11 protein-coding genes are annotated in these 12,497 nt (G+C 66.7%); 2 read left to right on the top strand and 9 right to left on the bottom strand.

The window, feature by feature from the left end; all coding sequences use genetic code 11:
* Positions 1-88 precede the first annotated feature (88 nt).
* From meaB to A5766_RS08310, 3 genes are read right to left on the bottom strand one after another with little or no spacing between them, the layout of a single operon-like run.
* Positions 89-1,081 (bottom strand): methylmalonyl Co-A mutase-associated GTPase MeaB, encoded by a 993-nt coding sequence (gene meaB, locus A5766_RS08320; protein ID WP_005202855.1) that lies wholly within the window; start codon positions 1,079-1,081, stop codon positions 89-91.
* Positions 1,081-3,375, bottom strand: coding sequence for a methylmalonyl-CoA mutase (scpA, locus tag A5766_RS08315; RefSeq protein WP_005202853.1), 2,295 nt, complete (start codon positions 3,373-3,375; stop codon positions 1,081-1,083). Before scpA ends, meaB begins: the two co-directional genes overlap by 1 nt.
* Positions 3,372-5,318, bottom strand: coding sequence for a methylmalonyl-CoA mutase family protein (locus tag A5766_RS08310; RefSeq protein ID WP_064904216.1), 1,947 nt, complete (start codon positions 5,316-5,318; stop codon positions 3,372-3,374). Before A5766_RS08310 ends, scpA begins: the two co-directional genes overlap by 4 nt.
* Before the next feature lie 126 nt (positions 5,319-5,444).
* Between A5766_RS08310 and A5766_RS08305 the strand changes: the two genes are divergently transcribed.
* The gene (locus A5766_RS08305) at positions 5,445-6,155 is read left to right on the top strand and encodes a TVP38/TMEM64 family protein (protein ID WP_005202850.1); all 711 of its coding nucleotides are present in this window, start codon (positions 5,445-5,447) and stop codon (positions 6,153-6,155) included.
* Positions 6,156-6,158: 3 nt separating this feature from the next.
* On the opposite strand, the gene A5766_RS08300 is transcribed toward A5766_RS08305, so the two are convergent.
* From A5766_RS08300 to A5766_RS08290, 3 genes are all read right to left on the bottom strand, one after another.
* Positions 6,159-7,379 carry an SPFH domain-containing protein gene (locus tag A5766_RS08300; RefSeq protein ID WP_005202847.1) on the bottom strand — a complete coding sequence of 407 codons (1,221 nt, stop codon included), beginning with the start codon at positions 7,377-7,379 and terminating at the stop codon, positions 6,159-6,161.
* Between the two features lie 5 nt (positions 7,380-7,384).
* Positions 7,385-7,813 carry an NfeD family protein gene (locus tag A5766_RS08295; protein WP_005202845.1) on the bottom strand — a complete coding sequence of 143 codons (429 nt, stop codon included), beginning with the start codon at positions 7,811-7,813 and terminating at the stop codon, positions 7,385-7,387.
* A 61-nt stretch (positions 7,814-7,874) separates the two neighbouring features.
* Positions 7,875-8,705, bottom strand: coding sequence for a DUF3097 domain-containing protein (locus A5766_RS08290; protein WP_039854499.1), 831 nt, complete (start codon positions 8,703-8,705; stop codon positions 7,875-7,877).
* Between the two features lie 142 nt (positions 8,706-8,847).
* Here A5766_RS08290 and A5766_RS08285 point away from each other — a divergent pair, with 142 nt between their 5' ends.
* Positions 8,848-9,648 carry a hypothetical protein gene (locus A5766_RS08285; RefSeq protein WP_039854497.1) on the top strand — a complete coding sequence of 267 codons (801 nt, stop codon included), beginning with the start codon at positions 8,848-8,850 and terminating at the stop codon, positions 9,646-9,648.
* Between the two features lie 33 nt (positions 9,649-9,681).
* Here A5766_RS08285 and A5766_RS08280 read toward each other — a convergent pair whose 3' ends face one another.
* The 3 genes from A5766_RS08280 to fabG1 form a co-directional block, all read right to left on the bottom strand.
* Entirely contained in the window at positions 9,682-10,830 is a 1,149-nt protein-coding gene (locus A5766_RS08280; RefSeq protein ID WP_064904215.1) for a ferrochelatase, read from the bottom strand.
* Complete coding sequence (gene inhA / locus A5766_RS08275; protein ID WP_005202835.1) at positions 10,827-11,663, bottom strand: NADH-dependent enoyl-ACP reductase InhA; 837 nt, start codon at positions 11,661-11,663, stop codon at positions 10,827-10,829. Before inhA ends, A5766_RS08280 begins: the two co-directional genes overlap by 4 nt.
* A gap of 80 nt (positions 11,664-11,743) precedes the next feature.
* Positions 11,744-12,481, bottom strand: coding sequence for a 3-oxoacyl-ACP reductase FabG1 (gene fabG1, locus A5766_RS08270; RefSeq protein WP_005202834.1), 738 nt, complete (start codon positions 12,479-12,481; stop codon positions 11,744-11,746).
* Between the last annotated feature and the right edge of the window lie 16 nt (positions 12,482-12,497).

Here is a 12,497-nt window from a genome sequence, read left to right as displayed (position 1 = left end):
CGCCTTCCTTACAGACACGGCGCCCGACATTAGGCGACCCTAAGCAACCTAGCAGGCCATCGGGGTCTCACGGTCGGTGCCCCGTCGGTCACCGACGATCGAAGGAGGCGAGGATTTCCTGGGCAGCCAGGGCAGGCGTCAGGTCGCCGGAGCCGACACGCGCTTCGACGTCGCCGCGGATCCCGGCGACCTCGGGGCTGGCGGCCAGACGGCTGAGCAACTCGTCGCGCACCATCGTCCATGTCCAGTCGATCTGCTGGCGGCTGCGCCTGGCGTCGAACTCGCCTGCGTCGACCAGCACGGAATGATGGCGCTCGACGGCCCGCCAGAAGTCGTCGACGCCGGTGTTCTCGAGCGCGCTCATCGTCAGGACGGGCGGCACCCACAGCGCGTCGTGTGGATAGATCAGCTTCAGCGCATTCTTCAGTTCGCGCGCAGCACCTTTGGCCTCGGTGAGATGCGAGCCGTCTGCCTTGTTCACGACGATGACGTCGGCAAGCTCGAGCACACCCTTTTTGATGCCCTGCAGTGAATCGCCGGTCCGCGCGAGGGTGAGGAACGTGAACGTGTCGACCATGTTGGCGACGGTCACCTCCGACTGACCGACGCCAACCGTTTCGACGAGCACCACGTCGAACCCGGCGGCCTCGACGAGCACGATGCTCTCGCGGGTTGCCTTCGCGACGCCACCGAGCGTGCCCGACGTCGGAGACGGCCGGATGTAGGCGTCGGGATGCACGGCCAGGGTGCCCATGCGTGTCTTGTCGCCGAGTATCGAACCACCCGTGCGCGTCGACGACGGGTCGACAGCCAGCACCGCCACGCGGTGACCCTGCTCGATCAGATGCATCCCGAGCGCTTCGATCGTCGTCGACTTGCCGACGCCGGGCACGCCGGTGATCCCCACGCGAAACGACTTTCCGGCATGCGGGGTGAGCGCCAACAGCAACTCCTGAGCCGCCGCACGGTGATCCGGTCGCGTCGACTCGACCAGGGTGATCGCCCTCGCGAGATCGGCGCGGCGATCACCGAGCACACCGTCGGTCAGCGCCTGAACATCAACCCGACGTTGCACACCCATTAACCGGCAGCCACCTCTGGCAACTCGATCTCGAGACTGTCTGCGAGCTTGGAGATCAACTCGACGGCGGAATCGGCGATCACGCTGCCGGGCGGGAAGATCGCCGCGGCGCCTGCCTCGTAGAGCTCGTCGAAATCACCCGGTGGGATGACGCCGCCGACGACGATCATGATGTCCTCGCGGCCGACGTCAGCCAGCGCCTGACGCAGTGCCGGTACCAGCGTGAGGTGACCGGCTGCCAACGATGACACCCCGACGACGTGGACGTCGTTGTCGGCCGCCTGCGCGGCGACCTCCTCCGGCGTGGCGAACAGTGGGCCGACGTCGACGTCGAATCCGAGGTCGGCGAATGCGGTCGCGATCACCTTCTGGCCGCGATCGTGGCCGTCCTGACCCATTTTCGCCACGAGCACGCGGGGTCGTCGACCCTCCGCCTCCGCGAAACGTCGAACGATGTCGGTCGCCGCGTCGATGTTGCTCACGTCGCCTGCCTCATGCCGGTACACCCCGCTGATGGTCTTGATCTGCGCCTGGTGGCGACCATAGACCTTTTCCAGCGCGGCCGAGATCTCGCCGACTGTCGCCTGATGACGTGCCGCCTCGATCGCAAGCGCCATCAGGTTGTTGTCCAGGCCACCCGAGGTGTCGGTCGACGCGGCGGCGCGGGTGAGATCGGCCAGTGCCGCATCGACGGCCGCCTGATCACGTTGTGCCCGAAGCCTTTCGAGCTTCTCGAGTTGTTCGGCCCGCACCTTGGAGTTCTCGACCTTGAGAACCTCGATCTCTTCGTCGTCGTCGACTCGGTACTTGTTCACGCCGATGAGTGGTTGCTGGCCCGAGTCGATGCGCGCCTGGGTGCGGGCGGCAGCCTCCTCGATGCGGAGTTTCGGCAAACCCTCGTTGATGGCCTGCGTCATGCCGCCGGTCTCCTCGACCTCCGCAATGTGGCGACGAGCCTTCTCGGCGAGTTGCGCGGTGAGCCACTCGACGTAGTTCGACCCCGCCCACGGATCGATGGGACGCGTGGTGCCCGACTCCTGTTGGAGCAGTAGCTGCGTGTTGCGGGCGATTCTTGCCGAGAAGTCGGTCGGCAGAGCGATGGCCTCATCGAGCGCGTTGGTGTGCAGCGACTGCGTGTGCCCCTGCGTCGCAGCCATTGCCTCGACGCAGGTGCGTGCCACGTTGTTGAAGACGTCCTGCGCCGTCAGTGACCATCCGGACGTCTGCGAATGTGTGCGCAGCGACAGCGATTTCGGGTTCTTCGGGCTGAACTGTGCGACCAGTTCACTCCACAGCAGCCGTGCGGCACGGAGCTTGGCGACCTCCATGAAGAAGTTCATGCCGATACCCCAGAAGAAGGAAAGTCGGGGGGCGAACTTGTCGATGTCGAGGCCCGCCTCAATACCGGCGCGGATGTACTCGACGCCGTCGGCGAGCGTGTAGGCCAGCTCGAGATCGGCGGTCGCTCCGGCCTCCTGGATGTGATAGCCGGAGATCGATATCGAGTTGAACTTCGGCATCTTCGCGCTGGTGTAGGCAAAGATGTCGGAGATGATCCGCATGGAGGGCTTGGGCGGATAGATGTAGGTGTTGCGGACCATGAACTCTTTGAGTATGTCGTTCTGGATGGTCCCGGCCAGCTTCTCGGGCGGCACGCCCTGCTCTTCGGCGGCAACGACATACAACGCCAGGATGGGCAACACGGCGCCGTTCATCGTCATCGACACCGAGACGGCGCCCAGGTCGATACCGTCGAAGAGCTGACGCATGTCGAGGATCGAGTCGATCGCGACGCCCGCCATACCGACGTCACCTGCGACGCGCGGATGGTCGGAGTCGTAGCCGCGGTGGGTTGCGAGATCGAAGGCGACCGACAGGCCCTTCTGCCCGGCCGCCAGATTGCGTCGGTAGAAGGCGTTCGACTCCGCAGCCGTCGAGAAGCCCGCGTACTGACGAATTGTCCACGGCTGGTTCACATACATCGTCGGGTATGGACCGCGGATGAAGGGGGCGGCGCCGGGGATCGAGTCGAGCGGATAGGGGTGCTCGGCGTCGCGGGTGACGGCGTCACGGTCGGCGCGCGTGTAGATGGGCTTGACGTCGATCTGCTCGGGTGTGCTCCAGACGACCTGCTCGGTCGAATAGCCGTTCGCCGAGGCGAGCGCATCGATCGCGTCGGCGGCATCCGACGATGCTGCGGTGGCGGCGAAATCGCCTGCGCCGTCGAGGTCGACGTCGGCGAAACTCCCGATCGTTCCCGTCTGCTGTGTGCCCGCCTGGTGCGTATCAGTCATGCCGAGGCTCCCGAGGTATCCGCCCCGACCGGGGTCGATGTGGTCAGCGTGTCAAAAAGATCCTGCAGGGTGGCGACCGCGTCGATGCCGACACGCAGCGAGCCGTCGGGCTTCGCCTGACCGTCGGATTCCGTTGCAGGCCATTCTCTTTCGGGTCCGGCGAGGAGCACGGTGCCGAGTCCGGCCGCACGTGCCGCCGCCAGCGCGGCGGGCCCGTCGTCGGCGTATCGCTGTTTAGTTCCGCAGATGACCGCAATCGGGGTGTCGGCCGCGGTTGCGAGGTCGGCGATGTCGTCGGCGGTCACCGGTCCGGGGTTGATGACCGCGATTCCGCCTGCGGCAAGGAGATTCGCCACGAAAGTGGTACGTCCGTTGTGTTCTGCGACGCTCCCGAGCGGCAGCAGCAGTACCGTCGGGCGTCGTCCGGTATCGGCGAGGACGGCGTCGGATCGATCGCGCAATGCCTCGAATGCGCGCCCGACCCGTGCGAGCCGCGGACCTCCGGTAGCGAGGCCGGTCGTGTCGGCAGTGTCCTGGCCGAGCGGCTTCTCGTCGAGGTTGGGGAATTCACTGACCCCGGTGACCGGCTTACGACGATGCGCCACCTCGACGTCGCGTCGAGCCAGCGATTCGCCGATACGGTCGGCGACCCACCCCGACGAGAGCGCGGCCCGGTAGCCACCGGCGGCCTCGATGTCGGTGAAGACCGCCCACGCGTTGGATGCGAGGTCGTCGGTGAGGCTTTCGACAAACCACGAACCGCCTGCGGGGTCGAGGACGCGGCCGACGTTGGATTCCTCGAGGAGTAGCAGCTGGGTGTTGCGGGCGATGCGTCGGGTGAACGTCGGCCCCGACGTGCGCTTCGACGCCGGCAGCGCGGCATCGTAGGGCAGGACGCTCACCTGGTTGGCTCCGCCGACACCCGCACCGAAAGCAGCAACCGTGCTGCGCAGCATGTTCACCCAGGGGTCTCGCTGCGAGTACATCGAGAGCGCGGTGACCGCGTGGGTGAGCGCACCACCGACCTCCGGCGCGTCGAGGACACCGGCGACACGCGCCCAGATCTTGCGCAGCGCACGCAGTTTCGCGATGGATGCGAACTGGTCATCGTCGACCGACACACCGAACGACACCTGGGTCAACGCCTGCGCCGGAGACAACCCGGCGTCGGTGAGATCACGCAGATGTGTGAGGGCCGCGCCCACGACGAGCGCGATCTCGAGCCCGTTGTCGGCACCGGCGGTCGCGAAGTCGGCACCGTCGACGCGGAACGTCCGTAGGGCGGGATCGGGATTCGCGACGGCTAGCGCAGTCGCCTCTGCGGCGTCGACGGTCGGTCGGCCGCTGAATGCCGCCGTCAGCGGCGAGAGTCCCAGCGAATGGGTCGTGCCAACTGTGGGCGCAATGGTCACAGGTGGCTCGGGCGCACCTGCACGGATCGCGGCGAACGCCTCTGCCGCAGCGATCCCGTTTTCCCCGACGTCGAGTGTCACCGGCGCGAGATCGAGGTAGACGCCGTCGAGCACCGTGGCGAGGTCGTCAGCCGACACTGCCCCACCGACCGCGATCCACAGGCCGCTGGTGCCGTTGTTCATGGCCTCGAGGATCTCGGTGTTGACCGCCGCCGCGCCGACGGCCGGATCGTCGCCGAACCGCTCGGTGACTCGCCACCCGGCCGTCACGTCGCGCGCGGGATCCGCACCACGAACGTAGGGAAACGCCCCAGGCAGGCCGGGCTCGGGGGTTTCGTCCTTGCGGGTGTAGAGCGGCCGAACCGTGAGGCCATCGGCCGTCGAGGTCGACAGCAGGGCTTCTGGAGCATCGGGAAGGTCGGCGACGTCAACCCGCCGCGACTTGGCTAGTACTGCAGCCGCCGACTCCGACCACCGTTGGTAGGCCTCGTCGAGTGCTGCAAGGTCTGACTGCACAGGCTGATCATTCATGTGGTCTGGCTAACCTCCGTGATGCTCCTGTTGGGCGCGTAACCGAACCTTAGCCGATCGTTCGCTCGGTCGAGTAAGTGCTCCACGGAAGCAGTTCGCACATGAGATGACGAGTAGAGTTACCCGGTGCCTTCCGAGACCGCGACCCCGACGCCTCCACGTCAGGTCGGGGACCGTGTGGCACGCAGACGGGTCATCCGAAACGCGGTCATCGCATTCGTCGCGGGCTGCATTGTCCTGTTGGTGTCGTACCTGGTCCCCGTCCCGACGGTCGCAAGTGTGCGTAGTTGGGGCCAAGACCTGGGGCCAGGGTTCGTCTGGGTCTTCTTCCTCGCGTACGCGCTGCTGACCGTGTTTCCCATCCCCCGGACCGTGTTCACGGTGTCCGCGGGCGTGCTGTTCGGACCAGTCGTGGGTCTTGCCGGTGCACTGGTCGCGACGGCGGTGGCCGCCACGCTCGGATTTCTCCTCGCGCGGTGGGCAGGGCGTGACCGGGTCACGCCGTTCCTACGCCGTCCGGTCGTCATGACGATCGACAGGAGGCTTGCTGCGCGCGGGTGGTTGGCGATCGGATCGTTGCGGTTGATCCCGATCTGTCCGTTCTGGCTGCTGAACTGGTGCGCCGGACTCTCGTCGGTGCGACTGCTCCCCTATCTGGTCGCAACGATCGTCGCCTCGGCGCCGGGCACCGTCGCGGTGGTCCTGCTCGGCAACGCCCTGACCGGCGAACGCAATCCGATGCTGATGCTCTTGAGCGCCACGTTCTTCGCCGTCGGCGTCATCGGGCTGATCGTCGACGTCCGACTACCGGTACGCGAGCAGTCGACAGCTGCGTAGACCTCACTCGGTGCGCGACGCGTCGTCGTCTGCCTGCGCTGCAGGAGACGCGGCGTCGGCCAACTCGCCCGCGGCGGGTTGCGCGGCGGCGTAGGGCAGCGACGATCGCGCGGGCCGTGTGCTCACCTCGGGGGCGACGGGCGTACGCGCAACGGCCTCGGCCTCCGCAACCGCCTGCGCGACCTTGGGGTCTGATGCGAGGGAGAACCAGTCCTCGGTCTCGGCGTCGTCGACCTCCGGGGCCGATTCGTCATGGTTGGGCTCGTACCGGAACACGCCGTCATCGCCCTGCTGAGCGAATGACCGAGCGAATCCCTGCAGCGCCGACCCGAAATCGGTGGGCAGCACCCAGACCTTGTTCGCCTCGCCCTTGGCCATCTCCGGAATCTGCTGCAGATATTGATAGGCGAGAACCTCGGGCGTCGGCTTGCTCGACTTCACCGCCGCGAAAGTCTTCTCGATGGCCTTCGCCTCGCCCTGCGCCTGCAGGTAGACCGCCGCGCGATCGCCCTGGGCACGCAGAATGCGCGACTGGCGATCAGCCTCGGCGCCGAGGATCGCCGCTTGCTTGGCGCCTTCCGCCGCGAGGATCTGGCTCTGCTTGTTGCCCTCTGCCGTCTTGATCGCCGACTCGCGCTGGCCCTCTGCCGCGAGGATTGTCGCGCGCTTCTCCCGGTCGGCCTTCATCTGCTTCTCCATCGACTCCTGGATCGACGGTGGCGGCATGATCGACTTCAGCTCGACACGGGCCACCCGCAGACCCCACCTGCCGGTCGCCTCGTCGAGAACCCCGCGCAACTGCCCGTTGATCGAGTCGCGCGAGGTCAGCGTCTCCTCCAACGTCATGCCGCCGACGACGTTGCGCAACGTGGTGATGGTCAGCTGCTCGACACCCGCGATGTAGTCATCGATTTCATACACCGCCGAGCGGGGATTGGTGACCTGGAAGTACACGACCGTGTCGATGGAGAGGGTCAGGTTGTCCTCGGTGATCACCGGCTGCGGAGGAAACGACACGACACGTTCACGGATGTCGACCCGTGCTCGGATCCGGTCGATGAACGGCAGCAGGAGCGTCAGCTGACCTGAGACGGTCCGCGTGTAGCGACCGAGCCGCTCGATCACCGCTGCTTCGGCCTGCGGGATGAGCGCCACCGATTTCGCGAGGACCACCACGACGAAGAGAACCAGGAGGATCACTACAGCCAGGCCAATGTATTCCATGGAACTCACCCTCTCCAGACGACGGCGGTCGCGCCGTCGATCTGCACGATTGTCACGTGCTCGCCCGGCTCGATGGTCTCGGCCGGATCCATCGAGCGCGCCGACCAGATCTCGCCGCCGATCTTGACCCGGCCGTCGCTGCCGTCGACCTGCTCGGTCACGACGCCGCGCTTGCCCTCGAGCGCCTCGGTATTGGTCAGCACCCGTGGGCGACTCAACATGTGGCGCTTGGCAATCGGCCGTACCAGAGCCACGAGGAGGATCGACACCACGGCGAAGACCACGCCGTCGACCCATATCGGCGGGTCGAACGCGGCGTCGACTCCCGCGGTCGCAAGAGCCCCGCCGCCGAGCATGAGAAGGACGAGATCGCCACTGAAGATCTCTCCGATCAGCAGCACGACCGCGGCGGCAAGCCAGATCAGTGCGCTCATATATTCATTGTGCCAGAACGAATCCGACAAACCGGACGTCGAGCAGAACTGCGTAGTCCGATCAGTCGTCGTCAGGCGCGAGTGTCACGAAGTCGATCAGCTCTTCCACCGACCGCAGCAACGGGACCTCGAGATCGCGAAAGTCGTTGACGCCGGCCAGGACTCGACGCCAACCATCCTGCGGAGTTCCCCACCGCAGGCGGGCGCAGATGCCGGTTTTCCAGTCTTCGCCGCGCGGGACATCGGGCCACGCGGCGATGCGTACCGACGACGGTTTCACCGCCTGCCAGACGTCGATGTAGGGATGTCCGCACACCAGCACGTTGTCACCGACTTCTGCCGTCAGCCGTTCTTCTTTGGAGCCAGCGACGAGGTGGTCGACGAGGACACCGACGCGTCGATGCGGTGCCGGCCCGAACTCCGACAGCGCGGTTTCGAGATTGTCGAGTCCGTCGAGGCTCTCCACGACGACGCCTTCGGCGCGGAGGTCGGCGCCCCATACACGCTCGATGAGCGTGGCGTCGTGAACACCCTCGACGAAGAGTCGACTCGCCCTGGCTTGCCGCGCACGTTGTTGCGGCAGCGCCCGCGATCCGGACGCGGTGCGTGACGGGGCCTGCGGCCCGCGGGTCCGTGGGCGCACGAGCGTCACCGGTTTGCCGTCGATGAGAAACGCACCCGGCAGCATCAGGAACACGCGCGACTGTCCGTGACGATCCTCGAGTCGCACGAGATCGCCGGAGTAGCTCTTCTCCAGTCCGATGACGGCACCGCAGAAGCCGGTTGCGGCATCCTCGACAACCAGGTCACGTTGGGCCGCCACCTCGGGTGGTCGCGGCTTGGCCCGCCGCGGCGTCGCCAGCACGTCTCGTCCATATCGATCGTCGCTCATCCCGGACACGCTAGGGGCAGACCGGACCCGCCACGTGTCGCCACGCCGGGCATGCCGCGGACGTGTCGGAGTCGATGCGCGCTACGCGCGTGGGGTCGGTGCGCGCAGCGCGCGTGAGCAGCCATCGGTATCGTGATTCCTCGTGACCAGTACCGACCACACCGTGACGCGAGCGTGGCCCGCATGCGCGCTCGGTGGCTGGGCCGCGGCGTGGCTGGCGGGCCGATGCTCACCCGACGATGTGGCCGACACGCTTGCGATCTTCGCCGACCGCCATGTGGTCGATGACCACACCGACCACCCACGCGTCGGCGACGACGGCGTTCTCGGACTCCTCGCTCTCCTCCGTGATGCCACGGCGATGTCGGTGCGCCTGCCGTCGGCGGGCGACCCGCACGGCCTGCCCCCGGGACCTGCCACGTCTGCGTCTTTCGCAGCGGGTGAAGTGTTGCTGGTCGACGATGAGATCGGAGAGCGCGCCGGTCCCCTTGCGCTCGTCCCCCACCTCGACGCCGACGTCTGCCGCTGGTCTGTCCACCGCTACGCCGGACCGCTGCCCGCAGATCCGTCCGCGCCCGTCGGAGAAGTGGAATATCAACTGCGGCAATCGGTCTCGGAGGCAGCAGCCCTGGCGACCAGAGTCGGATCGCGTGCAGGCAACCCGCCCGCCGATCTCCGTGGCTCCGTCCGCGCGCTGACGCTGCGCAATCAGGTCGACCTCCCGCCCCACGACGACGCCCGCGCCAGCAGAGTGATCGATACGGCCGCGCAGATCGAGGCCATCGTCACCGTCGCCGGTCGAGGTGACGTCACGTTCGGCGCAACGTCGAACGAATTGCTCTCCGGCGACGGCGAATTGCGTCGACTGGTCTCGCTTGCCCGCGCCGCACGCGGCGCAGCGGTGAACCGGGTGATCTCGGAATACGTGCCGACGATCCCCTGAACTCAGCGACTCGTGGCCGTCTCGCCCTGATCGCTAAGCGCGCTGCGGTCGGCGCGCGGGGACGCAACAGTTCGGGCGGCACGTCGCGCCATTGTCGGCGCACCCGAGAGCCCGCAGATCACCGCCGCCGTCGGCATACCGGTCGATGAGATCGGCGATCAGCGTGATGAAGCGTGGATCGGTGCCCACGCTGTCGGCACGCACGTATTCCATCCCGAGTTTCTCGGCGACTTCCGCGGCCTCGTTGTCGAGGTCCCACACCACCTCGAGGTGGTCGGAGATGAATCCAATGGGACTCACCACCACTCTGGATATGCCTGCCGCGGAGAGAGATTCGAGGTGGTCGCAGATGTCGGGCTCGAGCCACGGGATCTGCGGTGGGCCCGACCTCGACTGCCAGACCTGATCGACATCTGACGGTGCAGGGCCCCCGACCGCCTCGGCCACGGCGTTCGACGCCGCGCGCACCTGCCGTGAGTACAGCCGACCACCGCCGGCCGCGATACCCTCGCCGTTCGTGGTGTCGCCGGTGCGTTCGGCGGTCTCGTCGACCGGCCCCGACGCCGCGTCGGCAGTCATCGGTACGGAGTGCGCGGTGAAGACGAGATGAGCCGGCGTATCCGAAGCGGGCAGCGCAGACACAGCGCGTCGCACGGCATCTGCGCCGGCGTCGACGAAAGAAGGCTCGGCCCAGTACTGCGGAAGTTTGCGGAGCAACAACGGGTCGTCGGCGGAATCGGCGACGCGTTCGGCGAGAGCGTCGAGGGCACGGGCGATGTCCTCGTGGTACTGGCGGCATCCCGAGTAGCCACCCCAGGCGGAGGTCGGGAACACGAGCACACGCCGGTGACCGTCGGCGTACATCTGCTCGACGGTGTCCTCGACCATCGGCTCCCAGTTGCGGTTTCCGAAGTAGACCGGAAGGTCGCGCCCCCGTCGCGCGAGCTCGGCACGCAACGACTCGATCATGTCGAGATTGAGCCGGTTGATCGGCGACACCCCACCAAAGTGGTGATAGTGCTCGGCGACGGCCTCCAGTCGCTCGCGCGGGATGCCTCGACCGCGCGTGACGTTCTCGAGAAACGGCATCACCTCGTCGGGCCCGTTGGGTCCGCCGAACGAGAGGAACAGCACGGCGTCGAATGCCGTGCTGTTCTGCGTGCTCGAGCTCTGCGATGTCACTCGCTGAGGAAGTTCTCCGGGAACCAGGTGTTGTGGCTGGCTCCGCCGTCGACGTACACGATCGAGCCGGTAGTGCCGGGCAGCCAGTCGCTGAGCAGGGTGCACACGCTCTTGCCGACCACGACCGGGTCGTTGACGTCCCAACCGATGGGCGACGCGCCGTCCCAGTAGGTGTTGAGCATGGTGAGCTTCTTGGCATCGTCGGTTGCCGTACCCGAAATAGCCTTGGCTGCAAGGGTTTTGATCGGACCCGCGGCGACGAGGTTCGAGCGGATCTTCTTCGCGTAACCCACTTCGCGTGCCACGTAGCGGTTGACCGACTCGAGTGCGGCCTTGGCCACGCCCATCCAGTTGTAGTCCGGCAGTGCCGTGCGCGGGTCGAAGTCCATGCCGACGATCGATCCGCCCTCGTTCATCACGGGCAGCGCCGCGCGAGCGAGCGAGGCGTAACTCCATGCCGAGATCTCGAACGACTTCGCGACGTCGGGACCAGGACCGTCGAGGAAGGGCACGGCGTCGGGGCCCATCAGCGTCTTCGGCGCGAACGCGATCGAGTGGACGAGGCCGTCGACACCCTCAGGCGCGAGTTCGCGCACCTTGTCGGCGAGCTCGCCGAGGCTCTGCTCGTCGGTGACGTCGAGCGGAATCGCGGGCGGCACCTCCTGCGGAAGTCGCTTGGCGATGCGGTCGATCAGCCGCAGTCGTTCGGGGATGCCGGTGATGATCACCTTCGCACCCTGCTCCTGCGCGACCTTTGCCGTGCTGAACGCGATCGACGCGTCGGTGATGATGCCGGTGATGAGGACGGTCTTTCCGTCCAGGATTCCGCTCACAGTGCTGGGCTCCTCTGCGGGTAGGCGTGTCTGTGGATGGTGTCTGTCGGTGTGCGGCTGGGGGTGTGCGGCTGATACGGCTAGTGGCCCATACCGAGGCCGCCGTCGACGTTGATGACGTTTCCGGTGACATAGGCCGAGTCGTCGGACGCGAGGAAGCTGACCACAGCGGCGACTTCTTCTGGCTGTCCCATGCGCTTGGCGGGGATCGCCTGGTCGACGGCTGTCTTGGTGTACTCCTCGGGCAGCGACCGGGTCATGTCGGTATCGATGAGGCCGGGCGCGACGACATTCGCGGTGATGTTGCGTCCGCCGAGCTCGCGTGTGACCGAGCGGGCGAGGCCAACCAATCCGGCCTTCGACGCCGCGTAGTTGGCCTGCCCCGGGGTACCCATCAGCGCAACGACCGAACCGAGGTAGATGAATCGACCCCACCGCTTGCGCAGCATGTCGCGCGTCGCGGCCTTGGTCACGCGGAATGCGCCCGTCAGGTTGGCATCGACGACGTCCTCGAAGCTGTCGACGCTCATCCGCATCAAGAGAGTGTCTGCGGTGATGCCCGCATTCGACACGACCACCTCGACCGGACCCTGGTGCTCGGCGACCTCTTTGAACGCGGCGTCGACGGACGCGGTGTCGGTGACGTCGCACGTGACGCCGAACAGCCCCTCGGGAGCGCCGGAGCCACGGTGGGTGACCGCAACCTTGTGGCCGTCCGCGGAGAGACGACGAGCAACCGCGAGACCGATGCCGCGGTTGCCGCCGGTCACGAGAACCGAACGCGAGACACGGCTGGGAGATTCATTGCTCTGCGACATGGGTAACAAACCTATC

Origin of the sequence: Gordonia sp. 852002-51296_SCH5728562-b, from assembly GCF_001665475.1 — a bacterium.
In the GTDB taxonomy this organism is placed as follows: Bacteria; Actinomycetota; Actinomycetes; order Mycobacteriales; family Mycobacteriaceae; genus Gordonia; species Gordonia sputi.
Note: the sequence above shows the minus strand (reverse complement) of the source record. Positions and strands in the feature narration are given on the sequence as shown.